The 24,346-nt window shown below is 65.9% G+C and carries 23 protein-coding genes and 1 pseudogene; 15 read left to right on the plus strand and 9 right to left on the minus strand.

Going from position 1 to position 24,346, the window contains the following annotated elements; genetic code table 11:
- Position 1: 1 nt before the first annotated feature.
- A pseudogene (locus tag CHU93_RS18265) lies at positions 2-91 on the plus strand (PEPxxWA-CTERM sorting domain-containing protein); the annotation flags it as partial.
- Positions 92-111: 20 nt separating this feature from the next.
- Positions 112-900 carry a polyphosphate kinase 2 family protein gene (locus CHU93_RS10925; protein WP_094474067.1) on the plus strand — a complete coding sequence of 263 codons (789 nt, stop codon included), beginning with the start codon at positions 112-114 and terminating at the stop codon, positions 898-900.
- Between the two features lie 71 nt (positions 901-971).
- Here CHU93_RS10925 and CHU93_RS10930 read toward each other — a convergent pair whose 3' ends face one another.
- On the minus strand, positions 972-3,020 hold the full coding sequence (locus CHU93_RS10930; RefSeq protein ID WP_133064381.1) for a lytic transglycosylase domain-containing protein: 2,049 nt from the start codon (positions 3,018-3,020) through the stop codon (positions 972-974).
- Between the two features lie 46 nt (positions 3,021-3,066).
- On the opposite strand from CHU93_RS10930, the gene dapA reads away from it, so the two are divergent.
- The 5 genes from dapA (at position 3,067) to recA (ending at position 7,836) form a co-directional block, all read left to right on the plus strand.
- The gene (gene dapA / locus CHU93_RS10935) at positions 3,067-3,951 is read left to right on the plus strand and encodes a 4-hydroxy-tetrahydrodipicolinate synthase (RefSeq protein WP_094474095.1); all 885 of its coding nucleotides are present in this window, start codon (positions 3,067-3,069) and stop codon (positions 3,949-3,951) included.
- The gene (smpB, locus tag CHU93_RS10940; protein WP_094474069.1) at positions 3,951-4,433 is read left to right on the plus strand and encodes an SsrA-binding protein SmpB; all 483 of its coding nucleotides are present in this window, start codon (positions 3,951-3,953) and stop codon (positions 4,431-4,433) included. The genes dapA and smpB overlap by 1 nt, the downstream gene beginning before the upstream one ends.
- Positions 4,433-5,083 carry a sulfite oxidase-like oxidoreductase gene (locus CHU93_RS10945; protein WP_094474070.1) on the plus strand — a complete coding sequence of 217 codons (651 nt, stop codon included), beginning with the start codon at positions 4,433-4,435 and terminating at the stop codon, positions 5,081-5,083. The genes smpB and CHU93_RS10945 overlap by 1 nt, the downstream gene beginning before the upstream one ends.
- Positions 5,046-6,671, plus strand: coding sequence for an ATP-binding protein (locus CHU93_RS10950; RefSeq protein ID WP_094474071.1), 1,626 nt, complete (start codon positions 5,046-5,048; stop codon positions 6,669-6,671). Before CHU93_RS10945 ends, CHU93_RS10950 begins: the two co-directional genes overlap by 38 nt.
- 97 nt (positions 6,672-6,768) lie before the next feature.
- The gene (gene recA, locus CHU93_RS10955; RefSeq protein WP_094474072.1) at positions 6,769-7,836 is read left to right on the plus strand and encodes a recombinase RecA; all 1,068 of its coding nucleotides are present in this window, start codon (positions 6,769-6,771) and stop codon (positions 7,834-7,836) included.
- 63 nt (positions 7,837-7,899) lie between these two features.
- Here the strand turns inward: recA and CHU93_RS10960 are convergent, their stop codons facing one another.
- Positions 7,900-8,706, minus strand: a complete 807-nt coding sequence (locus CHU93_RS10960) for an alpha/beta hydrolase fold domain-containing protein (RefSeq protein ID WP_094474096.1) — start codon at positions 8,704-8,706, stop codon at positions 7,900-7,902.
- A 72-nt stretch (positions 8,707-8,778) separates the two neighbouring features.
- Here CHU93_RS10960 and CHU93_RS10965 point away from each other — a divergent pair, with 72 nt between their 5' ends.
- The 4 genes from CHU93_RS10965 to CHU93_RS10980 are packed head-to-tail and all read left to right on the plus strand — an operon-like array spanning position 8,779 to position 13,503.
- On the plus strand, positions 8,779-9,612 hold the full coding sequence (locus CHU93_RS10965; protein ID WP_165768698.1) for a class I SAM-dependent methyltransferase: 834 nt from the start codon (positions 8,779-8,781) through the stop codon (positions 9,610-9,612).
- Positions 9,609-10,052, plus strand: a complete 444-nt coding sequence (locus tag CHU93_RS10970) for a GNAT family N-acetyltransferase (protein ID WP_165768699.1) — start codon at positions 9,609-9,611, stop codon at positions 10,050-10,052. Before CHU93_RS10965 ends, CHU93_RS10970 begins: the two co-directional genes overlap by 4 nt.
- A 46-nt stretch (positions 10,053-10,098) precedes the next feature.
- On the plus strand, positions 10,099-12,747 hold the full coding sequence (gene alaS, locus CHU93_RS10975; protein WP_094474075.1) for an alanine--tRNA ligase: 2,649 nt from the start codon (positions 10,099-10,101) through the stop codon (positions 12,745-12,747).
- A 57-nt stretch (positions 12,748-12,804) separates the two neighbouring features.
- On the plus strand, positions 12,805-13,503 hold the full coding sequence (locus CHU93_RS10980) for a class I SAM-dependent methyltransferase (RefSeq protein WP_094474076.1): 699 nt from the start codon (positions 12,805-12,807) through the stop codon (positions 13,501-13,503).
- Here the strand turns inward: CHU93_RS10980 and CHU93_RS10985 are convergent, their stop codons facing one another.
- The 5 genes from CHU93_RS10985 to CHU93_RS11005 all read right to left on the minus strand — a co-directional run bounded on the left by CHU93_RS10985 (position 13,504) and on the right by CHU93_RS11005 (position 19,538).
- Positions 13,504-15,246 (minus strand): cation:proton antiporter domain-containing protein, encoded by a 1,743-nt coding sequence (locus CHU93_RS10985; RefSeq protein ID WP_094474077.1) that lies wholly within the window; start codon positions 15,244-15,246, stop codon positions 13,504-13,506.
- Positions 15,247-15,277: 31 nt separating this feature from the next.
- Positions 15,278-17,086 carry a DUF885 domain-containing protein gene (locus CHU93_RS10990; RefSeq protein WP_243375557.1) on the minus strand — a complete coding sequence of 603 codons (1,809 nt, stop codon included), beginning with the start codon at positions 17,084-17,086 and terminating at the stop codon, positions 15,278-15,280.
- A gap of 59 nt (positions 17,087-17,145) precedes the next feature.
- Positions 17,146-17,718: an STM3941 family protein gene (locus CHU93_RS10995; protein ID WP_341476581.1), complete on the minus strand. Its 573-nt coding sequence runs from the start codon at positions 17,716-17,718 to the stop codon at positions 17,146-17,148.
- The gene (locus tag CHU93_RS11000; RefSeq protein WP_094474079.1) at positions 17,693-18,916 is read right to left on the minus strand and encodes an NADP-dependent isocitrate dehydrogenase; all 1,224 of its coding nucleotides are present in this window, start codon (positions 18,914-18,916) and stop codon (positions 17,693-17,695) included. Before CHU93_RS11000 ends, CHU93_RS10995 begins: the two co-directional genes overlap by 26 nt.
- Positions 18,917-18,980: 64 nt before the next feature.
- A complete protein-coding gene (locus tag CHU93_RS11005) occupies positions 18,981-19,538 on the minus strand; it encodes an LOG family protein (protein WP_094474080.1) in 558 nt (185 codons plus the stop codon).
- Between the two features lie 96 nt (positions 19,539-19,634).
- On the opposite strand from CHU93_RS11005, the gene CHU93_RS11010 reads away from it, so the two are divergent.
- Together CHU93_RS11010 and CHU93_RS11015 are read left to right on the plus strand one after the other, a co-directional pair.
- Positions 19,635-20,486, plus strand: a complete 852-nt coding sequence (locus CHU93_RS11010) for a phosphatidylserine decarboxylase (protein ID WP_094474081.1) — start codon at positions 19,635-19,637, stop codon at positions 20,484-20,486.
- 38 nt (positions 20,487-20,524) lie between these two features.
- Entirely contained in the window at positions 20,525-21,328 is an 804-nt protein-coding gene (locus CHU93_RS11015) for a CDP-alcohol phosphatidyltransferase family protein (protein WP_094474082.1), read from the plus strand.
- On the opposite strand, the gene CHU93_RS17595 is transcribed toward CHU93_RS11015, so the two are convergent.
- Positions 21,265-21,435, minus strand: a complete 171-nt coding sequence (locus CHU93_RS17595) for a hypothetical protein (protein WP_165768700.1) — start codon at positions 21,433-21,435, stop codon at positions 21,265-21,267. The two genes, CHU93_RS11015 and CHU93_RS17595, sit on opposite strands and share 64 nt — an antisense overlap.
- 165 nt (positions 21,436-21,600) lie before the next feature.
- On the opposite strand from CHU93_RS17595, the gene CHU93_RS11020 reads away from it, so the two are divergent.
- Positions 21,601-23,220 (plus strand): long-chain-fatty-acid--CoA ligase, encoded by a 1,620-nt coding sequence (locus CHU93_RS11020; protein ID WP_094474083.1) that lies wholly within the window; start codon positions 21,601-21,603, stop codon positions 23,218-23,220.
- Positions 23,217-23,939, plus strand: a complete 723-nt coding sequence (locus tag CHU93_RS11025) for a hypothetical protein (protein WP_094474084.1) — start codon at positions 23,217-23,219, stop codon at positions 23,937-23,939. The genes CHU93_RS11020 and CHU93_RS11025 overlap by 4 nt, the downstream gene beginning before the upstream one ends.
- Here CHU93_RS11025 and CHU93_RS11030 read toward each other — a convergent pair.
- Positions 23,936-24,274, minus strand: coding sequence for a tRNA-binding protein (locus CHU93_RS11030; RefSeq protein ID WP_094474085.1), 339 nt, complete (start codon positions 24,272-24,274; stop codon positions 23,936-23,938). The genes CHU93_RS11025 and CHU93_RS11030 overlap by 4 nt on opposite strands.
- Positions 24,275-24,346: the final 72 nt, after the last annotated feature.

Consider the following 24,346-nt stretch of genomic DNA (forward strand, 5'->3'; position numbering starts at 1 on the left):
CGTGCCGGAACCGGCAAGCTGGGCCATGCTGATTGCTGGCTTCGGACTCACCGGGGCGGTCGCCCGGCGTCGGCGCGCCCTGCGAGCCTGACGCGGCCAGCGCCGCCGCCCATGAGCCCGCACAGCCTTGCCGATTTCGAAACCGATCATGATCTGCCGCGTGCCGATTATGAAACCCGGCTGGAGGCGCTGCAGCACCGGCTGGAACTGATCCAGGCCGCCTATATCGCGCAGGGGCTGAAGGGCATTGTCGCCATCGAAGGCTGGGATGCGGCGGGGAAGGGTGGCCTCGTCACCCGGATGAACGCCACGCTCGATCCACGCTATTGCAAGGTCTGGCCGATTGCCGCGCCATCAAAGGAAGAGGCGGCGCGCCATTATCTGTGGCGCTTCTGGCAGCGGCTGCCCGGCAATCGCGAAATCGCCGTGTTCGATCGCACCTGGTATGGCCGCGTGCTGGTGGAGCGGGTGGACGGTTTCACGCCCGAACCTCGCTGGCGCGCCGCCTATGACGAGATCAACGCGTTCGAGGCACAATTGCAGGCCGATGGCGTGCGGCTGGTGAAGATCTTCCTGCACATCACGCAGGAGGAGCAGGACAAACGACTGGAAGAACGGATCAGAACACCTTGGAAACGCTGGAAAACCGGGGCGGATGATTATCACAACCGCTCGATGCGCAGCGCCTATGTGACGGCTTATGAGGAGATGTTCCGCCGCTGCTCCCCGCCGGCCGCGCCCTGGCATGTGGTGGCCGCCAACGACAAGAAATGGGCGCGGGTGCGCAGCCTGGAACTGATCTGCGAGGCGTTGGGCGACGGCGTGGACTTGAGCTGGCCCGAGCCGGACGCGGAGCTGGTGGCGATTGCGGAACAGGCGCTGGGCAAGAAACTGGTTTGAGTTGGCCCTCTCCCAACCAATTTCGTCATGCTGAACTTGTTTCAGCATGACCATATTTTTCAGGGCGTACTTTAACCCGGCGTGCCTTTGCCCAGCCACTCGCTCAACCGGTTCGGCCCTTTGGTCACGGCCCGCGCCGGATAGAGCGTTTCATACACCACGGCATTTTCGAGCACGCGCTGCACATAATTGCGCGTTTCGGCAAAGGGGATGCTTTCGATCCAGTCGATGATGTCACCATCCTTCGGGTCGCCATTCATCGCCAGAAAGCGCCGCACATTGCCCGGCCCGGCGTTGTAGGCCGCCACTGCCAGCGGCGCCGACCCGCCATAGGCGGCGCGCAACCGTTCGATGTAACTGCTGCCCAGCGTGACATTCCACACCGGATCATCGGTCAGCCGGCTGGCCGGGCTGGCGGGCAGGCCCAGTTTCTGCGCCTGTTCGGCGGCCGTGGCCGGCACCAGCTGCATCAGCCCCAACGCGTTGGCGCTGGAGCGGGCGGTGCGGTCAAACTGGCTCTCCTGCCGGGTGATGGCATGGATGATGGCAAAGCGCTGGGCCAGCACATCGGGCAGCGGCAGCACCGGGAAGGCGGCGCTGATCATCGCCAGTTCGGCGGTGCCGCGCGCCGCCTTGCCGGCATGCACCCCGGCATCGGGCCGGTTCAACGGCCCGGCGAGGCCCGCCACCAGCTGCGCCCGTTCCGCCGTCTGCGCCGTGTCGGCCAGTTGCTTCAGGAAGATCGTCTGCCGCGCCCGGTCCACATCTGCCAAGGCGAACAGCGCCCGCACCCGGCCTTCGGCGCGGAAATTGCCAGCCGTGCGTGGATCGGCGGCGTGCAGGGGCGTGGCGCTCAGGGCAAGCGGTTGGCCCAGCCGTTCGCTGGCCAACTGGCCATAGAAATAATCCGGGTGGCGGGCGGCCTCCGCAAAATATTGTCGTGCCAGTGCCGGCTGGCCGGCCGCCTCGGCCGCGCGCCCGGCCCAATAATCGCCGCGTGCCTGGCTGATCGGCGCCTGGGCGACGGCGCGGGCATTGCGGAAATGCGCCAGCGCCACGCCCGGCTGCTCCAACCGACGCAAGGCCAGCCAGCCGGCCAGCCATTCACTGTCGAGGAACAGGCCACGCTCCGCCACCGGCTGGCGCTGCATGGCATTGGCATCAAGCCCGTGGCTGGCCAGCACCCGCGGCGCCAGATCGGGCTTGCCGCCCCGCCACAGGCCGCGGCCAATCTCCAGCCGCGCCTTCAGCCAGCTTTCCAGCCCCACACCCGGCTGCCCTGGCACCCGCGCCGTGGCACCGCCGGCGGCCAGCAGGGCCTGGCCTTCATCGGCGCGGTTGTTGCGGATCAGCCACTGCGCTTCATCGAGCATCAGGCCCATTTCGCGGCGCAGCCGATCCGGCACCACGCCCAGCCGCGCCGCCACATCGGGCGCGTTTTTCTGCAAGGCAATGCGGGCCAGCGCCCACAACCGTGTGTCGGTGTCCACCCGCGCCAGCATGCGCCCCGCCGGCGTGATGCGGTTGGCCCACAACAGCCGGTCCATGCGTGATGCATGATCGGCCGGGGTGAAGCGATCGCCAAAGCGGGCGAGCAGCCGCGCCTCCAGCGCCTCGTCAAGCCCTGCGCTGTCCCACGCATCGCGGGCCCAGCTGGCGGCAGCGGCCTGGCCGGCAGCGGCCAGTGCCAGGGCATGGCGCGCCTTGCCCTCGGCTGTGAGTGGCGGCAGCCGGCCGAAATGGCGGATGATGGCATCGCCCGGCGTGTCATCGCTTATGCTGCGCTCGGCGAGGCGGCGGATGGTGCTGGCTGCCGGCCAATCGGCATGATCGGCGAGGAAGGCGGCATAATCGGCAAAACTGGCCTTGTAGGCCTCCCGCCGCAGCCGGTCCCACGTCACCACCTCGTCCAGCACCGGCACGCTCTGACCGCCCACCAGCGGCGCGGCCGGCAGCAGCGAAAACCGCCCGGCCTCATTGTCGGCCAATTGCGCGCGATAGCGGGCGATGGTGGCGGCATCGAGTGCCTGGGCGCCTGTTGGCATCGCCAGCATCAACCCTGCGACCACCGACAGGCTGGACAGCATCGCCCAGCCGCTTCTATCACGCGCGAAACTCATGCGCCTGTGATAGGCTGGCGCAAAGGAACGGGCAATGAACGACATGATGTTCAGGGGATCGATGCCGGCGCTGGTCACGCCGTTCAAGGCCGATGGCCCGAACCTGGCCGTGGATCTGGATGCGTTTGCCGCCCATGTCGAATGGCAGATCGGCGAAGGCAGCCATGGCCTGGTGCCGGTGGGCACCACCGGCGAATCGCCGACGCTCACCCACGAGGAACATTATGCCGTGATCACCACCTGCGTGGAGGTGACAGCCAGGCGCGTGCCGGTGATCGCCGGCTGCGGCAGCAATGACACCCGCACCGCCATCGCCCACCTGGCGCATGCGCAAAAGGTGGGCGCTGATGCCGCGCTGATCGTCGTGCCCTATTACAACAAGCCGTCTCAGGCCGGCCTGATCGCGCATTTCACCGCGTTGCACGATGCGACCACATTGCCGATCATCATCTACAACATTCCTGGCCGCTCCGTGGCCGACATGAGTGTGGAGACGATGGCCGCGCTGGCGAAGCTGCCGCGCATCATCGGCGTCAAGGATGCCACCGGCAACATCGCCCGCGTGGCGCAGCAGCGGCTGGCCTGCGGCGCCGATTTCCTCCAGCTTTCGGGCAATGACGACATGGCGTTGGGCTTCAACGCCCAGGGCGGGGTGGGGGCTATTTCCGTCACCGCCAATGTCGCGCCGCGCCTGTGTGCGCAGATGCAGGAAGCGACGCTGAAGGGCGATTATGCCGCTGCACTCGCCATCAACGACCGGCTGCAGCCGCTGCACGCCGCTCTGTTCAGCGACACCTCGCCGGGGCCGACCAAATATGCGCTCAGCCGGCTCGGCCGCATGGCCACCCATGTCCGCCTGCCGATCTCCGCGCCGTCCGATGCCGCCATGGCGGCGGTGGATGCGGCGCTGGCCCATGCCGGTCTCGTCTGATGGCGCGTCCCAAGCCTGCGGTGGGGGTGAAGGTGAAGACCGTCGCCGAGAATCGCCGCGCGCGTTTTGAATATTTTATCGAAGATGTCGTAGAAGCCGGCATCATGCTCACCGGCACCGAGGTCAAATCCCTGCGCATCGGCCAGGCCAGCATCGTCGAAAGCTTTGCCGAGGTGAAGGATGGCGCGATGTGGCTGATCAACGCCACCATCAACGAATTTTCCCACGGCAATCGCTTCAATCACGAGCCCAAACGGCCGCGCAAACTGTTGCTCCACGCCCGCGAGATCGAGAAGATGAACAGCGCCGTCACCCGCCAGGGCATGACGCTGATTCCCTTGAACATCTATTTCAATGATCGCGGCCGCGCCAAGGTGGAACTGGCGCTGGGCAAGGGCAAGAAGCTGCACGACAAGCGCGAAACGGTGAAGGAACGCGACTGGCAGCGCGACAAGCAGCGCCTGATGCGGGATCGCGGCTGATGGCCGGGAATGGCTTTAAGGATAGGCTCGTTGCCATCAAGCAGGCCTGGGCGCAAAGCGGCCGCCTGCTCACCGGCAAGGCCGATCCTGCCCATGAAAGCCGCCTGCCGCCGGGCCAGCGCCTCGTCACCAACTGGCCAGTGCTCGATCTCGGCATCAAGCCCGATATCAGCAAGGCCGAATGGCGGCTGACCGTGGATGGAGCCGTCACCAACCCGCTGGTGTGGGACTGGGCCGCCTATCAGGCGCAGCCGCAGGTGGAGGACGTGTCCGACATCCACTGCGTCACCCAATGGTCGCGGTTCGACAATCGCTGGAACGGCGTGGCGACCAGCCATCTGCTCAGCGTGGCGCAACCACTGCCGGGCGCCAATGTCGTCGTGCTGCATGGTGCCGATGGCTATACCACCAATGTCACACTGGAACGGTTCGCGGGCGATGATTGCCTGATCGCCCATGCCCATGATGGCCTGCCACTGAGCCGCGATCACGGTGGCCCGGTGCGGGCGATCATCCCGCGCTGGTATTTCTGGAAATCGGCCAAATGGCTCGTCCGCATCGAGGTGCTGGCGGTGGACAAGCCGGGTTTCTGGGAGGTGCGCGGTTATCACAATGATGGCGATCCCTGGACGGAGCAGCGTTATTCCTGACCAAATCGAACCCGCCGCCGTGCCCGATTGGGCCAGCTTCAGCCCCGTCCCGGCTTCGTGGCCAGCGCCTTATGCCGAAGGCGCCAGCAGCCCCGGCTTTGCGCCGTTGTTGTCGGGCATTCCGATGGCCCTGGCGCTGCTGGATTCCTCCGGCCGGATGTTTGCCGGCAACGAGGCGCTGGCAGCCACCGCCGGCGATGCCTGGCGCCCCGGCATGCGGCCCGAACAGCTGGTGGTGGACGACAACCAGGCCCAGATCCGCCATGCGGTTGGCAATGTGCTGGCCGGCGGGGGCGCACGCACCCTGCGCGTCGCGCTGAAAAGCCGCCCCGATGATGTGCAGGATGTGCGGGTGCTGCCGTTCCCGCCCGGTCTGGGCGCCGCCGCCATGCTGGCCATGCGCGACATTCGCGAGCAGGTGCGGCTGGAACGCCAGGTTGCTGCCGCCACCCGCATGCAGGCGGTTGGCCAGCTGGCCGGCGGCGTGGCGCATGATTTCAACAATCTGCTCACCGGCATCCTGGGCATGGTTGATCACATGCTGGAGGCCGACCGCGATGCCCCGGTTGATCGGGGCGGGCTGGAGGAAATCCGGCGCAACGCCCATCGCGGTGCCAAGCTGGTGGCCCAGCTTCTGGCCTTTGCCCGCCATCAGCCCCAGCGGCGCCACCTGTTCTGCGCCCGCGATCTGGTGCATGATCTGCAGCCGTTGCTGATCAAGTTGCTCGGCCCGGCCGTGATGCTCGACATCGAGAATCAACAGGGCCAGTTCTGGTTGAAGGCCGATCCGGGCCAGATCGAACAGGTGATCGTCAACCTGGCCATCAATGCCCGCGATGCCATGTCCGGCCAGGGGCGGCTCACCATCCGCTTCCACGATATCCTCAGCAAGGATGTGCAGGCGCTGGGCCACCAGATCATGCCGACGATGAACTATGTCGGCATTGAAATCACCGATACCGGCAGCGGCATTCCGCCGGAAATCATCGGCAAGATTTTCGAGCCCTTCTTCACCACTAAGCCGCTGGGGCAGGGTACCGGCCTCGGCCTTTCCACCGTGTATAGCATCGTCAAGCAATCCGATGGCTTCATCTTTGCCCAGCCTGGGCCGGACGGGCGCGGCACGCGATTTGTCGTCTATCTGCCTGGCCACCGGGCGAGTGAGGAGGAACGCCAGGCGGCCCGGCCGCCCTCGGAAGTCGCGGTGGCGGCGCTTGATCAGCCGTTGAACGTGCTGCTCGTCGAGGATGAACCCTCGGTGCGGCTGGTGCTGGCCCGCGGCCTCGAGCGCAAGGGCTGCAAGGTGACCGCCGCCGAAGATGCCGCCGCCGCCCTGCAGGTGATCAATCGCGATCCCAGCATCGATGTGCTGCTGTCGGATGTGATGATGCCGGGGATGGATGGCGTGGAACTGGCCTTTGAAACGGTCAAACTGCGCCCCGGCATCGGGCTGGTGCTGATGTCGGGCTATGCCGAACTGCCCCGCCACCGCGAGGCGGACAGCCTGGGCGTGCGCTTCCTCACCAAGCCATTCACCATGAGCGATCTGATGTCGGCCCTTGGCCGGGCGCAATCGGCCCGGTCGTGAAAAATCGCTCTGTTCTCCTCTTGTTCCAGTAGAACATTTGTTGTACATCGAAAGCCGTTGACGAACGAACCCAGTCGCTCCACGAAAGGAACGGGTCATGGCATCGGCGCTTAAGGTTGTGGAATCGGGAATGGATCGGCAAAAGGCACTCGAAGCGGCCCTGGCCCAGATTGATCGGGCATTCGGCAAGGGCTCGGTGATGAAACTGGGCCAGCGTGACGCGATGGAGGTGGAGGCGATCTCCAGCGGTTCGCTCAGCCTGGATCTGGCGCTCGGCATTGGCGGCCTGCCGCGCGGCCGCATCGTGGAAATCTATGGCCCCGAAAGCTCCGGGAAAACCACGCTGGCGCTGCACGCCATCGCCGAGGCCCAAAAGGGTGGCGGCACTGCGGCCTTTGTCGATGCCGAACATGCGCTTGATCCGGTCTATGCCCGGAAACTCGGCGTCAATATCGACGAACTGATTGTCTCTCAGCCCGATACCGGCGAACAGGCGCTGGAAATCGTCGACACGCTGGTGCGGTCCAACGCCATCGATGTGCTGGTGATCGATTCGGTCGCCGCGCTGGTGCCGCGCGCCGAAATCGAAGGCGAGATGGGAGACAGCCATGTCGGCCTGCAGGCCCGGTTGATGAGCCAGAGCCTGCGCAAGCTCACCGGCTCGATCAGCCGCTCGCGCTGCCTCGTCATCTTCATCAACCAGCTGCGCATGAAGATTGGCGTGATGTATGGCAACCCGGAAACCACCACGGGCGGCAACGCGCTGAAATTCTATGCCTCCGTCCGTCTCGACATCCGCCGCACCGGCCAGATCAAGGATCGGGATGATATCATCGGCAACACCACCCGCGTGAAGGTGGTGAAGAACAAGGTGGCGCCGCCGTTCAAGCAGGTGGAATTCGACATCATGTATGGCGAAGGCGTGTCCAAGATCGGTGAGATCCTCGATCTTGGCGTCAAGGCCGGCGTGGTGGAAAAGTCCGGTGCCTGGTTCAGCCACGACAGCGTGCGCATTGGCCAGGGCCGCGAAAACGCCAAGAAATATCTGAGGGAAAATCCCGAAACCGCCGCCCGCATCGAAAAGATCATCCGCGACAATGCCGCCGGCATTTCCGATGCGCTGATGGTTGGCCCCTCGGCCGAGGATGACGCTGGCGACATGTGATCCGCCGTTTCGGCGGTGTTCCCAGGAGAAGGGGCGGCCCACCACTGGCCGCCCCTTTTTTGATCAGCTCGCCCCGGTGAGCATGTTCAGATCGGCCGCCGCAGCGGCCAAAAGACGATCGACCAGGGCCACCCGGTTGGCCAGATTCAGCCCGCCGTGCACCAGCAATCGGTGCCGCCGCACCCGCGTTGCCACCCCGGCCGCCGACAGGGCATCAGCCAGGGCCGCAGCTCCCGGAGCCACGGGATCCAGCCCGGCCCCCCACAGCATGGCACACGGCGGTGCCCGGCCCAGATCAAGATTCAGAAGCGAGGGATAACCAGTCCCCAGCGCCGCCCGCATCAAGGCGACGGCCGGCCGGGCATAGGCAATCAGCGTATCGGCCTGGGCGGCCAGATCGACAAAGGGATAGAGCAGCAAGGCAGCAGACACGCGCCCCGGCTGCTGGTCGTGCAGGGCAAGCGCACAGCGCAGCGCCAGCCAGGCCCCAGCCGAATCACCACCAATCAACAGCTGGCCCGGCTGTGCTGCCAGGGCCTGCGCCACGGCCAGCGCATCATCCAGTTGCGCCGGGGCCGGATGTTCCGGCGCCAGCCGGTAGCTGGCCGACACCAGCGCGATGCCGCTCTGCGCTGCAAGCCGGCTGCACAGGCCATGGTGGCTGTCGATGCTGCCACTGACAAAGCCGCCACCATGAAAATAGAGCAGCTGCGCCGCCGCCCGTGCCCCGGTTGGCACGAAGTGGCGCACGGCCCGGCCGGCAATCATGCCATCATGGGTGGCCACTCCTTCGGCATCGCTGCGGTTGCCGATCAGCCGCTGGGTGGTGCTGCGCACGCCGCGCACGGTTGAATGCAGCCAGTCCGCCATGGTCCGCCTGCCTATGTCATGATTGACCTTGGCCGGGAAGCGCCGCAATCAGCACAGCGGAAGGACCAAAGCATGTCGAACGCCGAACAGATCGAATATTGGAACGGCAAGGTCGGCGAGACCTGGGTGCTGATGCAGGAGCGGATGGACGCCGCGCTCACCCCCGTCACCGGCGCGCTGCTGGCCGCCGCCAATCCCCAGCCTGGCGAATTCGTGCTCGATATCGGCTGCGGCGCCGGCGAAACCACATTGGCGGTGGACGCTGCGGTGGGAGAGAACGGCCACGCCATCGGCCTCGACATTTCGGAACCCTTGCTCGCCCGCGCCCGCGAACGGGCCGAAGCACTGCTCAGCGAGGCCGATTTTATCGCCGCCGATGCCTCCACCTGGGCTGAGGATGAAGGCTTTGATCTCATCATGTCGCGCTTTGGCGTGATGTTCTTCGCCGATCCGGCGGCCGCCTTTGCCCATCTTCACGGTCTGGCTGCGCCCGGCGGCCGGCTGGTGTTCGCCTGCTGGCAGCCTGCCGCCCGCAATCTGTGGGCAACCCTGCCGCTGACCGCCCTTGCAGGCCTGCTGCCCGCGCAACCACCGACCGATCCCCACGCGCCCGGCCCGTTCGCCTTTGCCGATGCCGCCCGGGTGGTGACCATCCTCGAAGGCGCCGGCTGGCACGACGTCACCTGTCACAGCCTGCCCTTTGCCATGCGGGTGGGCGATGGTGATGATCCCATTGCCAGTGCCGTGCAATTCAACCTGCGCATCGGACCGGCGGCAAAGGCGGTGCGCGAAGCCGGCATCGGGGATGCCGCCAAGCCGGCGCTGGCCGCCGCGTTGCAGCCCCATCTGGAAAACGGCGTCGTCGCGCTGCCCGGTGCGGTATGGCTGGTCACGGCCAGAGCATGATGCCCGGCCTCGACATTCGCCGGTTGGAGCCGGCCGATCTGCCGCTGCTGCTGGCGGCCGGCGATCTGTTCGATGATCCGCTGCGCCCCGAGATGGCGGCCCGCTTTCTGGCCCATCCCGATCATCATCTGTTTGCTGCCATCGCCGATGGCCGCATGATCGGCTTTGTCAGCGCCGTGGCCTATCTCCATCCCGACAAGCCAGTGGATTTCTGGATCAACGAAGTCGGCGTGCACGAGGATTTCCACCGTCGCGGCATTGGCCGGCAGTTGATGCTGGCCACGCTGGCCCACGGCCGGGCACTGGGCTGCGGCACGGCCTGGGTGTTGACCAACAGCGGCAACCGCGCGGCGCGCGGGCTTTATGCCGCTTGCGGTGGGGAGGCGACACCGGCGGCCCGCCATGGCGATGGGGTGATCATGGTCAGCTGGGCGCTGTGACCGGCCACCCTTTACGCTGGCGCGTCACGGCGTTAAGCGTTGAGGCATGATCTCCTCGAACGACATCCGCCGCAGCTTCCTCGATCATTTTGCCAAGGCCGGGCACACGGTGGTGCCGTCGGCGCCGCTGGTGCCGCAGAATGATCCCACGCTGATGTTCACCAACGCCGGCATGGTGCCGTTCAAGAATGTCTTCACGGGCCTGGAATCGCGCCCCTACAGCCAGGCCGCCAGCAGCCAGAAATGCGTGCGCGCCGGCGGCAAGCACAATGATCTGGACAATGTCGGCTACACCGCCCGCCACCACACCTTCTTTGAAATGCTGGGCAATTTCTCGTTCGGCGATTATTTCAAGGAACAGGCCATCACGCTGGCCTGGGATCTGCTCACCCGCGAATGGGGTCTGGACAAGAACCGTCTGTGCGTCACCGTCTATCAGACCGATGACGAGGCCGCCTCGCTGTGGAAGCGCATCGCTGGCCTTCCTGAAGACAAGATCATCCGCATCGACACCAACGACAATTTCTGGTCGATGGGCGACACCGGCCCGTGCGGACCGTGCAGCGAGATCTTCTGGGATCATGGCGATCATATCTTTGGCGGCCCGCCCGGCAGCCCGGACCAGGATGGCGACCGTTTCGTCGAGATCTGGAACCTGGTCTTCATGCAATATGAACAGGTTGATCGCGACACCCGCCTGAACCTGCCGCGCCCCAGCATCGATACCGGCATGGGCCTGGAGCGCATCGCCGCCGTGCTGCAGGGCGTGCACGACAATTATGATACGGACACGTTCAAGACGCTGATCGCCGCCAGCGAAGACAAGTTGGGCTTGGGCGTAACCGCCGAAGCCCGCGCCTCCCACCGGGTGATCGCCGATCATCTGCGCTCATCGGGCTTCCTGGTCGCCGATGGCGTGCTGCCCGCCAACGAAGGCCGCGGCTATGTGCTGCGCCGCATCATGCGCCGCGCCATGCGCCATGCCCATCTGCTCGGCGCGAAAGAGCCGTTGATGCACCAGCTGGTGCCGGCGCTGATGGCCACCATGGGCCAGGCCTTCCCCGAACTGGGCCGGGCCCAGGCCCTGATCGAGGAAACGCTGAAGCTGGAGGAAACCCGCTTCCGCCAGACGCTGGAGCGCGGCCTCGGCCTGCTCGATGAGGCGACCGCCAAGCTGCCGGCCGGCGGCACGCTGTCGGGTGATGTCGCCTTCAAGCTCTATGACACCTATGGCTTCCCCTATGACCTGACCGAGGATGCCCTGCGTGCCCGCGGGCTGGGCGTGGACCGCGCCGGCTTCGATGCCGCGATGGCCGAACAGAAGCGCGCCGCCCGCGCTGCCTGGAGCGGTTCGGGCGAAGCCAAGGATGCGGCGGTCTGGTTCGATATTGCCGACGCGACAGGCGCCACCGAATTCACCGGCTACACCAGCCTGACCGGGGAGGCCAAGGTCGTTGCCCTGGTGAAGGACGGCGTGACGGTTGCCAGCGCCGATGCCGGCGACAAGCTGGTGGTCATCACCAACCAGACGCCTTTCTATGCCGAAAGCGGCGGCCAGGCCGGCGACGGCGGCAGCATCAGCTGGGGCGAGGGGCTGACCAGTCGCGTGACCGACACAAGGAAGGCGCTGGGCAAGCTGCACCTGCATGATGTGACGCTCACCGCCGGGCCGTTGGCCGTGGGCGATGTGGTGAAGCTGGATGTTGACGCGCCGCAGCGCGGCGCCCATCGCCGCGCTCACAGCGCCACCCACCTGCTGCACGCCGCGCTGCGCCGCCGGCTGGGCACGCATGTGACGCAAAAGGGCAGCTACGTCGGCCAGGATTATCTGCGCTTCGACTTTTCCCACCAGAAGGCGATGACGCCGGCGGAACTGGCGCAGGTCGAAGCCGATGTGAACGCGCAGATCCTCGGCAACCGCGCCGTGTCCACCAAGCTGATGACGCCGGACGCCGCCATCGAAGCCGGCGCCATGGCGCTGTTTGGCGAGAAATATGGTGAGGAAGTGCGTGTGCTCTCCATGGGCGCAGATGATGGCGGTGACACCTACAGCGTCGAACTGTGCGGCGGCACCCATGTCGTCGCGCTCGGCGATATCGGCCTCTTGAAGATCACCAGCGAAAGCGCGGTGGCCAGCGGCGTGCGCCGCATCGAAGGCAAGACCGGCATTGCCGCGCGCGAATGGCTGAACGAGCGTGAGGCGCTGCTGCTGGAAACCGCCGGTGCCATCAAGGCCTGCCCGGAAGAAGTGCCGGCCCGTGTCGCCGCCCTGATCGACAACGCCAAGCGCCTGGAACGCGAACTGGCGGAGGCGAAGAAGGCCCTCGCGCTCGCCGGCCCGGCCAGCGGCAGCGGGGCGGCGGTCGAAACGGTGAACGGCATCGCCTTCCAGGGTCGCGTGCTCGAAGGCCTTGATCCCAAGTCGCTGCGCGGCCTGATCGATGAGACCAAGCATAGCTTGGGCAGCGGTGTCGCGGTGCTGATCGCCGTGAACGACGGCCGCGCCAGCGTCTCCGTCGGCGTCACCGATGATCTGACCGCCCGCGTCAGCGCCGTCGATCTGGTGCGCGTGGCCGCAGCCGCGCTTGGCGGCCAGGGCGGCGGCGGGCGGCCCGACATGGCCCAGGCCGGCGGCCCGGATGGCAGCAAGGCGGCCGAAGCCATCGCCGCGGTGAAGGCAGCGCTGCCGGCTTGACCTTTCCGGCCTGACGGTTCAGAGCCCGCCGCCCGGCAAACAGGGGGGGAGGCGACAATGAGCGGTTGGGATGCATCGGCACAGGCCTGGATCGACGTGCAGGGCGCAGACGGCGATTTCGGCCGGGTGCATGTGCTCGATGCGCCGATGCTGGCGTTGGTTGATGAACTGGCGCCGGCCAGCGTGCTCGATGTCGGCTGCGGGGAAGGGCGCTTCTGCCGCATGTTGGCGGCGCGCGGGATGGCTACCTGCGGCATTGATCCCACCACCGCCCTGATCGATCGTGCCCGTGCCCTGCACCCCGACGGCGATTACCGGGTGGAGCCGGCCGGGGCGATGACGGTGGGCCAATATGATCTTGTCGTCTGCTATCTCAGCCTGATCGACATGCCCGATCTTGGTGCAGCGCTGGCACGCATCGTCGCTGCCATCCGCCCCGGCGGCCATCTTCTGATCGCCAATCTCACCGCCTTCAACACGGCGGCCGTGCACCTGGGCTGGGTGAAGCCGCTGATTGGCGAGCCCAGCTTCCCCATCGATCATTATCTGGAAGAACGCCCGCGCCGCACCGCCTGGCGCGGCATCGACATCACCAACCATCACCGGCCGCTGAAAAGCTACATGCAGGCGCTGCTCGGCCACGGCCTGGTGCTGACCCATTTCGATGAACCGCCCGCCACCGGCGGCCCGGCCGACAAGCGCGACCGGTACAACCGCGTGCCGAATTTCCACATCATGCTGTGGCGCAAGCCCTGATCACTCGGGCTTGCTGCCCCGCAGCGTGCGCAGCGGCGGCCGCTTCAACGGTGCGCCGCTGGCCTTGATCCGCCCGCGCAGCTCGTCGCGCTTTTCGTGGATGGAGGCGATCACCGGCCCCATCGGCACGCCCAGATCAACCAGCACCGCCTCGGCCAGTTGCAGGCTGCTCTCCACGGTTTCCGGCACGGCATCGGTGGCGCCAGCGGCATAGAGCGTGCCGGCATGATCGGCATCACGGGCGCGCACCACGATGCACAGATCGGGATGGCGCTCACGGATGCGCTTGGTAAGCAGATCGAGCATCCGCATGTCGTCGATGGTCAGCACCACGGCGCGGGCATCGCCCAGTTTCAACCGATCCAGCAGTTCCGGCCGGCGCGCATCGCCATAGATCACCGGCTTGCCGGCGCGGCGCAGGCGCTGCACCTCGTCCGGGTCACTGTCCACCGCGAGCCAAGGCCGGCCGTGCATGTCGAGCATCTGCGCCACCAGCCGGCCGACCCGGCCATAGCCGATGATCACCGTCTGGCCGCTGGCCTCCGGAATCGCCTCGCCGTCCATCTCGTCGCTGGTCGCGGCTTCCAGCCGGGCGCCGGCCAGGCCCAGCAGCGGCGCCAGCGCCAGGGTGAGGGAGGCGACGGCGAGGGCGGCTTCGGCGGTGCCACCGGTGATCAGCCCGGCGGCCACGCCGGCGCCAATCACGATCAGGCTGGTTTCCGACGGGGCCGCCAGCAGCAGGGCGATATGGCTGGCCACGCCGCGCCGCAACCGCCGAAGGCGCAGGATGCCATAGACCGCGCCCGCCTTCAGCCCCAGCACCAGCGCGGTGCCGCCCAGCACCGGCCAGAGATTGGCGGCCAGCGCCGCCAGATCGAGCCCGCTGCCCACCCAGATCAGGAACACGCCCAGCAACAGGCCTTCAAACGGCTGCACCGCCGCTTCCACCTGGCGGCGATAATCGCTGGCCGACAGCATCAGCCCGGCCATCAGCGCGCCCACCGATGGCGACAGGCCAGCCGCCGCCGCCAGCCCGGCCGATCCGATCAACACCACCAGCGCGGCTGCCATGAACAATTCGCTGCGCCGGGTGCGCGCCGCCTGCAGGAACAGCGGCGGGGCCGCCGTGCGCATCAGGACGGCAATGATCGCCAGCGCCGCCACGCCCTTGGCCAGCGCCAGGCCGAAATTGCCACCACTGCCCGCGCCGACCAGCAGCAGGATTGGCGCCAGCGCCAGGTCCTGGAACAGCAGCACACCCACCGCCGTGCGTCCGGTGCGGCTGTTGATCTGCCCGCTGGCCGACAGCAGCTGCAGGCCCACCGCCGTGGACGACAGCGCCAGCGCCACCGCCAGCACCGCCACCTGCGCCGGCGGCAGCCCGGCCAGCCACAGCGCCCCGGCAATCAGCAGCGCACAACTGGCCAATTGCACCCCGCCCAGCCCCAGGATCAGACTGCGCATGGTGCGGATGCGATCGATGCTCAATTCGAGGCCAAGCGCGAACAGCAACAGGGCCACGCCCAGTTCGGCCGGCGCCGCCAGCGCATCGGGGTTTGACAGCGCCAGCATCCCCAGCCCCGGCAGCTGACCCAGCCCGAACGGCCCGGCCGCCACGCCCACCAGGATGAAACCGATCACCGGCGAGATGCGCAGCGCGGCAAAGGCCGGGATCACCAGGCCGGCCGCGCCCAGCACCAGCGCCATGTCCTTGAAGGCAGAGGATTCGAAGGGCAGGGCCATCACCGCACCTTGGCGGCACCAGCCGCCAAAGTCACGCCCGCCGCATCGCCTCCCGCTCCAGGAACACCAGCGGCATCGCGCCCAGCCGCAGGATCTCGTGGAACTGGCGGATATCGAACGCCTTGCCCTGCTTTTTCTTCACCGCCTCACGCACCGCCAGCCACTTGGTGTGGCCGATCTTGTAGCTCAAGGCCTGGCCCGGCGCCGCGCAATAACGCACGATCTCGCGCGTGGTGCGGCCCTTGGCAAAGCCGGTGGCGCCCACCATCCAGTCGATGGCCTCGTCCTTGGTCCAGCGCTTGTGATGGATGCCGGTGTCCACCACCAGTCTTGTGGCGCGGAACAACAGGCTCTGCAGATAACCGATGCGGCCCAAGGGGTTGCAATCGTAATAGCTGATCTCGTCGGCCAGGGTTTCGGCATAGAGCGCCCAGCCCTCGGTATAGGCGCTGTAGCCGGCACGGCGGCGGATCGGCGGCACGTCCGGGCTTTCCAGCGCCAGCATCACCTGGAAATGATGGCCCGGCACGCCTTCGTGGAAGGTCACGGTGGGCAGGCCGAATTTCGGCCGGTCGAAACTGTCGGTCAGGTTGATGAAGAAGGTGCCATTGCGGCTGCCATCGACCGTCCCGGAATTATAATAGGCCCCGGCGCCACCCTCCTGGATGGCCGGGGGCACCCGGCGCACGTCCAGCTTCGATTTGGGCTGCGAAATGAACAGCTTGTCCAGTCGCGGATACATGGCGGCGGCATGGCCGCGCAGCTCGGTGAGCAGTTCCTCCTTGCCGGGATCGGTGTTGGGATAGACCTGCTCCGGCCGCTCGTTCAGCGCCACCAGCCGCTGGCCGACCGTGCCCTTGGTGAGCCCCTGTCCCTTCAGCAGGCCATCCAGCTGCGCCGAAATCTCCGCCACCTGCGCCAGGCCCAGCTGGTGCACCTCTTCGGCGGTATAGTTGGTGGTGGTCGATGATTTGACCGCGGCATCATAATAGGCGGCGCCATCGGGCAGCTTCCACACGCCGGCATCCATGCTGGCCCTGGAGCGCAGTGCGGTGACAATGGCGATCTGGCGATCCAGCGCCGGCATCACGTCACGGCTGACAATACGCGTTGCCCGTTCCGCCCAATCCCCCTTCACACCCGCCTCGCCGGCCTTGCGGGCCAGCGCCGTTACCAGCACCGATTGCTCGGGCCGCGTGTCGCGTAGCCGCAGCATCTGCGGCAGCGCCAGATCGAGCAGGAAGGCGGGCGGGACAACGCCCATGAAGGATTCTTGCAGCAAACGCTCGCCATTCTGATCAAGCGCGGTGGCAAAGCCATTGACGCGGGAGAGCCAGGCCTCCGCGTCATCGGCGTTCCGCACCCGGTGCTGGTTTTCCAGGAACCCCGGCACCTCGCGGTAGGCGCCCTCGCTGTGGGTCAGCACATAGGGCGAAAAATTGCCGCCGGCGCTGCCAAAGCCAAAGCGCCGTTCGTTGGCGACGCGACGCGACAGATCATACTCGACGATATCCTTGTCGAGTTGGCGGGGCGCGCTCAGCCCGCTGCCAATCGCCCGCAGCCGCTCCAGCTGGCTGGTGGCGCGCGCCAGCGCCTTGTCGCGCCCGGCGCGGCTGTAATCGGAAAGCTGGCCCTTCAGATCGGCATTGGCGCCCACATCCAGCCCCAGCGCCGTGGCGCGTTCGGGCGAATCGGCAATATCCTCGGCAAACATCGTCTCGAACAGCGCCAGCAGCGCCCTGTCGGCCGGGCTCTGGCCTTGCGCCCGCACGCCGGTGGCACTGAGCGCGGCCGTGGTGGCGGCGCCAGCCAGAAGATCGCGGCGGTTGATTCGATGCATGTCGTCCCTCCCTGCTGCCGCCGTTCTGGCCAGCAGCGCCGGGAAGGGCAAGCGCCAGTTCAGCGCGGGGCGAACTCGGCCAGAGCGGCCAGCAGTTCGTCATGATCGCGGTCAGTGCCCTGAGTCATCAACGACACATGGCCAAACCCGGTGGCGGCATTGAATCGACCCGGCCGGCCAAGCAGCCCGTGTCCACGGCTCAGATTTGGATCGACCAGTGTGATGCCAACCATGCGCTGGCGTTGAATGCTGTAATCCTTGATGCCGGCAATATTGGACCAGGGGATGGGCGAAGCCGACCAACGGTGCCAGAAAATGCCTTGTGCATCGCTCCGTATCGCCGGTCCACGGTGGAACAACAGCCGCAGATAATAAACGCTGCCCGCCAGGCCGAGCAAGATCGCCAGCACCCCAATAATAGTGACCACAGATGCTGGCGTCAGGCCGGTCAGCGCAGCAAGCCCTTCCAGCCGCCGGCCCGGATCGGCTGCGATATCGGGGTCTGTCACAAACCACAGGCCGACGGCTGCAAAAATCAGGTCGATCGGCAACAGTCGCAGCAGCCGCCCACGCGAATAATGTGCTTCGAACGCCATGCCGGCCGAGTCACAACCCCTTGGCGATCGCCGCATCCAGATTGGCGCGGATGGCCTCGAAGAATTTCTCCGTGGTCATCCATGCCTGATCCGGGCCGATCAGCAGGGCCAGATCCTTGGTCATCGCGCCCGATTCCACCGTTTCGACGCAGATGCGTTCCAGCGCGGCGGCGAACTTCGTCACCTCGGGCGTGTTGTCCAGCTTGCCGCGGTGCTTCAGGCCGCCGGTCCAGGCAAAGATGCTGGCGATCGGGTTGGTGCTGGTCGGCTTGCCTTCCTGGTGCATGCGATAATGGCGTGTCACGGTGCCGTGGGCGGCTTCGGCCTCCACCGTCTTGCCATCGGGCGTCATCAGGATGGAGGTCATCAGGCCAAGGCTGCCATAGCCCTGAGCGACCATGTCCGACTGCACGTCGCCGTCATAATTCTTGCAGGCCCAGACGAACTTGCCCGACCATTTCAGGGCCGAGGCGACCAGATCGTCGATCAGGCGATGCTCGTAAACAATTCCGGCCTTGCGGAACTGGCTCTTGAATTCCTCGGTATAAACCTCTTCGAACAGATCCTTGAAGCGCCCGTCATAGGCCTTCAGGATGGTGTTCTTGGTCGAAAGATAGACCGGCCAGCCGCGATCCAAGCCATAGTTCATGCAGGCCCGGGCAAAGTCGCGGATGCTGTCATCGAGGTTGTACATGCCCATGGCCACGCCGGCCGACGGGAATTCGAACACCTCTTCCTCGATCACGCTGCTGCCATCATGGGCTTCCCAGCGCATGGTCAGCTTGCCGGGGCCGGGCACCTTGAAATCGGTGGCGCGATACTGGTCGCCAAAGGCGTGACGGCCGATCACGATCGGATCGGTCCAGCCCGGCACCAGGCGCGGGACAGACTTGATGACGATCGGTTCGCGGAACACCACGCCGCCAAGGATGTTGCGGATGGTGCCGTTCGGCGATTTCCACATCCGCTTCAGCCCGAATTCCTTCACCCGGGCCTCGTCGGGCGTGATGGTGGCGCATTTCACGCCCACGCCAAATTCCTTGATGGCGTTGGCCGATTCCACCGTCACCTTGTCGTTGGTGTCGTCGCGGTTCTCGATGCCCAGGTCGTAATATTTCAGATCGACGTCGAGATAGGGCAGGATCAGCTGCTCGCGGATCCATTGCCAGATGATCCGGGTCATCTCGTCGCCGTCCAGCTCGACAACGGGGTTTTCGACCTTGATCTTCGGCATCGTCCTGTTCCTGTCATACTGCGACGTAATGTAGCAGTGTCTTAGGGGTTCGAGGCCGGTCCGGTCAATGGTTACGCGGCCCTGTTTCCCCAAGCTTTTCCGACAGGGCAGCAAGATTGTCCAGCGGTTCGGCCAGCCGGGCCAGATGCGGCGGCCCAAAGCCGGCCGCGCCGATATGGGCGAGCAGCGCCTCCAGCGGCGCCCAATAACCATTGCCGCCCAGCACCCAGATCGGCTTGTCGTGGATGCCAAGCTCACGCCAGGTCAGGCTTTCGAACAATTCATCGAGCGTGCCGATGCTGCCGGGCAGGGCGATGATGGCATCGGAAAGCCGGTGCATCAGCGCCTTGCGCTCGTGCAGGGTCTCGACCACGTGCAGCTCGTCCAGCCCGTCCTGCGCGACCTCGGTGGTCATCAACAGGCGCGGAATGATGCCAATCACCCGGCCGCCTTCGGCCTTGCAGGCCCGTGCGGCAATGCCCATCAGGCCAACGCGGCCGCCGCCATAAACCAGCGTCACGCCGGCGCGGGCACACAGCCGGCCCAGGCCATCGGCGAGCGCGGCATGGGCCGGATCATGGCCGGCACGGGAACCACAGAACAGCAGCAGCGAACGGATCATGGCAGCGCCTGTGGCCCAAAGCGGGCAGCCGCGCAATCACCGGTGGCAGACTGGCCCATTTGCCAAGCGGCGTATCGGGCGGCTAAAGCAGCAGCCATGAACGAACCTGAAACCCCGCCGCAACCGCCGCAGGCTCCGCCGGTGCCGGCCGAACCCGATCTGGCGCCCCTCGCCGCCGAAGCGCCTGCCAGCCTGCCAGAGCCGCCACCGGTGCCGCCCGGCCCGCTGCCGCTGGTTCCAGGCGAAACCGCCAAATACAACATTCCCGACATGCACCCCGAAGGCCGCAAGTTCCTCGGGCTCGCCTTGCTGGCCGTGCTGATCTCCGGCCTGTGGCTGCAGTGGACGGCATTGAGCTTCATCCTGCTCGGCGTCTCGATCTGGGTGGCGGCCTTCTTCCGCGACCCGGTGCGCGTCACGCCGCTGGGCGATGATCTGATCGTCTCGCCCGCCGATGGCCTCGTCAGCCTGATCACCAATGTCGAGGTGCCGCGCCAGCTGGTCGGGGAAGGGGGGCTGAACCCCGGCATGGTTACCCGGGTCACCGTGTTCATGAACGTGTTCGACGTGCATGTGAACCGCGCGCCGGTGGCCGGCCGCATCACCCGCATCGTCTATGTGCCGGGCAAATTCCTCAATGCCGAGCTCGACAAGGCCAGCGAGGAGAATGAGCGGCAATATTTCGTCATGGAAAATGCCGCTGGCGAAAAAATCGCCTTCACCCAGATCGCCGGCCTGGTGGCGCGGCGCATCATGAAATGGGTGGCGGTGGGCCAGATGCTGAAGGTGGGCGAACGCTTCGGCCTGATCCGCTTTGGCAGCCGGGTCGATGTGTTCCTGCCGGCCGGTTATGTGCCGGCCATCGCCGTGGGCCAGCGCAGCATTGCCGGCGAAACCATCCTAGCCGTGAAGGGCACGCCGCTCCTCAAGGGCGCGCAAAGCCAGTAAGCCTTGCAACTTCAACTCGCCAGGCTGATGCTTTGCCGATGATCGAAGCCGAACCGCCCCGCCGACGCGGCATTCCGCTGCGCGCCGTGGTGCCCAATGCCGTCACCGTGATGGCGCTGGGCTGCGGCCTCACCGGTGTGCGCTTCGCCATCGGTGGGGAGTGGGAGAAGGCCGTCACCTTCATCCTGCTTGCCGCGGTGCTGGATGGCATTGATGGCCGCATCGCCCGGTTGCTGAAGGCCACCAGCCGCTTTGGCGCCGAGCTTGATTCGCTGTCCGATGTCACCGCCTTTGGCGTCGCGCCCACGCTGCTCGCCTATCTGTGGGCGCTGCAATATCTGCCCGGCCGACTGGGCTGGATGATCGCACTCGCCCATGCCATTGCCTGCGCCCTGCGCCTGGCCCGCTTCAACGCCCAAATTGATGCCGAGGATCAACCGCACAAGCGGCTGGGCTATCTCACCGGCATTCCGGCCCCGGCCGGTGCCGGCCTCGCCCTCACGCCCTTCTATGTGCAATTCTGGCTCGATCCGGTCTGGCTGCAGGATGAAACCATCCGCGCCACCATCGTCGCCGTCGTCGGCCTCGCAGTCGCCTTCATGATGGTGTCAAACCTGCCCACCTACAGCTGGGGTTCGGTGCGGCTGCGGCCTTCGTGGCGCTTCCCGGCCTTGGCTGGCGTGGGCCTGCTGGCCGGCGCGCTGTTCACCAATCCCTGGGCCACGCTCACCATCTTCAGCGCCGGCTATGCCCTCACCGTGCCCCTTGCCATCCGCTCCTATGCGCGGATCAAGGCGCGCGAGGAAGCCGCCCGCCGCGCCGGTGCCGGCATCCAGGCCTGACGCACATCACCGCGCAGCGCAGCGCGCAGCACCACACCGGCATCGCCCAGCATCAGCGCCACCAGCGCCCAGGCCGCCAGACACGCCAGGATCAACAGCATCGTCATCGCCCGTCTCCTTCGAATCGCGTCAATGTTCCGCTTTCGTTCGTGCTGTTATGTTCCGTTTATGTTCCACGTGTCAACAGGCCTTTTCGCCGGCCGCGCCGGGCGTTATGACAATTCGGCAACGCGGCCGCTGCGGGGAGCAGCCAGCCGCAGGGAGGAACAGAGATGCACGGAACCATGCAGGATTGGCCGCTGGTGGTGCACAAGATCATCGACCACGCCGCCATCTATCACGCTGGCCGCGAGGTGGTGAGCCTGGCCTGCGAAGGGCATGTCCACCGCTCCACCTGGGCCGAAGTGCGCGGCCGCGCCCGCCGTGTGGTGGCCGCCCTGCAGGGCCTGGGCGTGCAGCCGGGTGACCGCGTCGCCACCCTGGCCTGGAACACCTGGCGCCATGTCGAAAGCTGGTATGGCATTTCCGGCGCCGGCGCTGTCGCCCACACCATCAACCCGCGCCTGTTTGAAGAACAGATCACCTATATCGCGAACCACGCCGAAGACCGGGTGCTGTTCTTCGATCTCACCTTCATCAAGCTGGTCGAGAAGCTGGCGCCCCAGTTCAAGACCATCGAACATTATGTGCTGTTGACCGATCGCGCCCACATGCCGGCCGATACCAGCCTCAACCTCTTGTGTTACGAGGATCTGCTCGCCGCGCATGACGAGGCGGAGTGGGTGGCGGTGCCCGAAACCGCCCCGGCCGGCCTGTGCTACACCAGCGGCACTACCGGCAATCCCAAGGGCGTGCAGTACAGCCACCGCTCAAACGTGCTGCACGCCATGGCGGCGTGCGCCACCGACACGTTCGGAATGAGCGCCAAGACCACGGTGCTGCCGGTGGCGCCCATGTATCACGCCAACGCCTGGTCCATCCCCTACACCGCCGCCTGCGCTGGCGCGAAGCTGGTGATGAACGGCCCCAATTTCGATCCGCCCACGCTGCACAAGCTGATCGTCGATGAAGGGGTCGATCTGGCGCTGGCGGTGCCGACCATCTGGCTGGGCATGATGCAATATCTGGAAAAGACCGGGCAAGGCCTGGGCAAGCTGGACCGCACCGCCATCGGCGGTTCGGCCGTGCCGCGCGCCATGATCGAGGCGTATGACAAGCTTGGCGTCAAGGTGCTGCAGCTGTGGGGCATGACGGAAATGAGCCCGCTGGGCACCGTTGGCGTTGGCCTGCCCGAAACCGATTCAATGCCTTACGAACAACAGCTTGATATCCGTATTAAGCAGGGTCGCGGCATTTTCGGGGTCGAGATGAAGATCGTCGACGACGAGGGCCGGGAACTGCCGCGCGACGGCAAGGCCTTTGGCCGCCTGTTGGTGCGCGGCCCATGGATCGTCGGCAGCTATTTCAAGGGCGATGGCGCCTCGGCGTTCGAGGATGGCTGGTTCGACACCGGCGATGTCGCGACGCTGGATCCCTTGGGCTACATGCAGATCGTTGACCGCGCCAAGGATGTGATCAAGTCGGGCGGCGAGTGGGTGTCCTCCATCGATCTGGAAAATGTCGCCGTTGGCGCCCCCGGCGTGGCCGAGGCCTGCGTGATCGGCGTGCACCACCCCAAGTGGGACGAACGCCCGCTGCTGCTGGTGGTGCCCAAGGAGGGTGCCGAGGTGACGAAGGACAGCGTGCTGGCCTATCTCGACGGCCGCATCGCCAAATGGTGGACGCCCGATGATGTGCTCGTCGTCCCCAGCCTGCCGCACACCGCCACCGGCAAGCTGCTGAAAACAGCCTTGCGCGAGCAGTACAAGGACTACAAGCTGCCGACGGCGTGAAGGTGACCCACCCCAATTGCCTCGATCTCGACCCACGGGATGGAGATATCGAACTTCTCGAGGCGCTGACGCGCGAATTCGGCTTTCAGCCCACGCAGCAGAAGGTGGGTCATTGGCTGACGTTGGGCGACATCCACGACACATTGGCAACTGAATATGCCGCGCGACGCGAGGGGGCCTGCCCCTCTCAGCGGGTTTTCAACCGGCTTCGGGAGGCCTTGCAATCCGATTTGATCCCGCGGGCTGACCTGCGCCCCACCTGTCGCCTTGGCGTACTGGCTGATCGCGGTACCCGGGAATTTCTGCGTCGCCTCGAGAAGCAGACGTGCCTCGATATGCCGTGGAGCCCCTATGCCACCATGGGTAATGTCGGCAGCATACTGTTTCTGATCGGCTTTTTGGGAGGCATCGTGCTCCTGGGTGTAGGCCTCGCGATGGCGGGTAGCGGGCTTTTGCTTGGCGTGTTAGCGCTTCTGCTGATGTTGCGTGACAAGGGGCGCTGGCCTGCCGGCATGGTGACGCTGGGCGATTTGGCGGACCGTGTGGCCGCCCTCAACCATAGCAAATTGGGTGTGGTACGGGATTTGCCAGACGCGCTTTGGCGGCGGCTGACGGCCATTGCCGCCGAGCAATCGTTGATATCGCCGCAAGACATGCGGGTCGACACGTTGCTGTTTGCACCGCGCAAATCCCTCATGGAGCGGCTGGCCCGCCGCTAGTACATCCGCCCGCCGTTGGGCACCGCGATATCCGGCCCCAGCAGCACCACCGCGCCATCCGCATCCGGCAGGCCGAGCACCAGCACCTCGCTCATGTACTTGCCGATCTGGCGGGGCGGGAAGTTGACGACGGCAATCACCTGCCGGCCAACCAGCTGTTCGGGCATGTAATGCACCGTGATCTGGGCGGAGCTTTTCTTCACGCCAATCTCCGGCCCGAAATCGATCCGCAGCTTGATGGCCGGCTTCCTGGCCTCGGGAAATGGCTCGGCTGCCACAATAGTGCCCACCCGTATATCGACAGCGGCGAAGTGATTGTAATCTATGATTGTCATGGCGATACTGCGTGTCTGTCTGTAAGCAAATGTTTAGCCCGGATTATTCACCGGCCGGGTGATTTCGGGTTG

The organism is Sandarakinorhabdus cyanobacteriorum (assembly GCF_002251755.1).
Classification (GTDB): domain Bacteria; phylum Pseudomonadota; class Alphaproteobacteria; order Sphingomonadales; family Sphingomonadaceae; genus Sandarakinorhabdus; species Sandarakinorhabdus cyanobacteriorum.

Excerpts from the sequence above, each read along its gene's own strand:
- CHU93_RS10995 (WP_341476581.1), bottom strand. The coding sequence starts at position 17,718 with ATGCGGCGATCGCCAAGGGGTTGTGACTCGGCCGGCATGGCGTTCGAA.
- CHU93_RS10960 (WP_094474096.1), bottom strand. The coding sequence starts at position 8,706 with ATGGCGGACTGGCTGCATTCAACCGTGCGCGGCGTGCGCAGCACCACC.
- CHU93_RS17595 (WP_165768700.1), bottom strand. The coding sequence starts at position 21,435 with ATGACGATGCTGTTGATCCTGGCGTGTCTGGCGGCCTGGGCGCTGGTG.
- CHU93_RS10945 (WP_094474070.1), top strand. The coding sequence starts at position 4,433 with ATGGCCGGGAATGGCTTTAAGGATAGGCTCGTTGCCATCAAGCAGGCC.
- CHU93_RS10985 (WP_094474077.1), bottom strand. The coding sequence starts at position 15,246 with ATGGCCCTGCCCTTCGAATCCTCTGCCTTCAAGGACATGGCGCTGGTG.
- recA (WP_094474072.1), top strand. The coding sequence starts at position 6,769 with ATGGCATCGGCGCTTAAGGTTGTGGAATCGGGAATGGATCGGCAAAAG.
- CHU93_RS11000 (WP_094474079.1), bottom strand. The coding sequence starts at position 18,916 with ATGCCGAAGATCAAGGTCGAAAACCCCGTTGTCGAGCTGGACGGCGAC.
- alaS (WP_094474075.1), top strand. The coding sequence starts at position 10,099 with ATGATCTCCTCGAACGACATCCGCCGCAGCTTCCTCGATCATTTTGCC.
- CHU93_RS10990 (WP_243375557.1), bottom strand. The coding sequence starts at position 17,086 with ATGCATCGAATCAACCGCCGCGATCTTCTGGCTGGCGCCGCCACCACG.
- CHU93_RS11010 (WP_094474081.1), top strand. The coding sequence starts at position 19,635 with ATGAACGAACCTGAAACCCCGCCGCAACCGCCGCAGGCTCCGCCGGTG.
- CHU93_RS11015 (WP_094474082.1), top strand. The coding sequence starts at position 20,525 with ATGATCGAAGCCGAACCGCCCCGCCGACGCGGCATTCCGCTGCGCGCC.
- CHU93_RS10970 (WP_165768699.1), top strand. The coding sequence starts at position 9,609 with ATGATGCCCGGCCTCGACATTCGCCGGTTGGAGCCGGCCGATCTGCCG.
- CHU93_RS10980 (WP_094474076.1), top strand. The coding sequence starts at position 12,805 with ATGAGCGGTTGGGATGCATCGGCACAGGCCTGGATCGACGTGCAGGGC.
- CHU93_RS11030 (WP_094474085.1), bottom strand. The coding sequence starts at position 24,274 with ATGACAATCATAGATTACAATCACTTCGCCGCTGTCGATATACGGGTG.
- CHU93_RS10950 (WP_094474071.1), top strand. The coding sequence starts at position 5,046 with ATGATGGCGATCCCTGGACGGAGCAGCGTTATTCCTGACCAAATCGAA.
- dapA (WP_094474095.1), top strand. The coding sequence starts at position 3,067 with ATGTTCAGGGGATCGATGCCGGCGCTGGTCACGCCGTTCAAGGCCGAT.
- smpB (WP_094474069.1), top strand. The coding sequence starts at position 3,951 with ATGGCGCGTCCCAAGCCTGCGGTGGGGGTGAAGGTGAAGACCGTCGCC.
- CHU93_RS11020 (WP_094474083.1), top strand. The coding sequence starts at position 21,601 with ATGCACGGAACCATGCAGGATTGGCCGCTGGTGGTGCACAAGATCATC.
- CHU93_RS11005 (WP_094474080.1), bottom strand. The coding sequence starts at position 19,538 with ATGATCCGTTCGCTGCTGCTGTTCTGTGGTTCCCGTGCCGGCCATGAT.
- CHU93_RS10925 (WP_094474067.1), top strand. The coding sequence starts at position 112 with ATGAGCCCGCACAGCCTTGCCGATTTCGAAACCGATCATGATCTGCCG.
- CHU93_RS10930 (WP_133064381.1), bottom strand. The coding sequence starts at position 3,020 with ATGAGTTTCGCGCGTGATAGAAGCGGCTGGGCGATGCTGTCCAGCCTG.
- CHU93_RS10965 (WP_165768698.1), top strand. The coding sequence starts at position 8,779 with ATGTCGAACGCCGAACAGATCGAATATTGGAACGGCAAGGTCGGCGAG.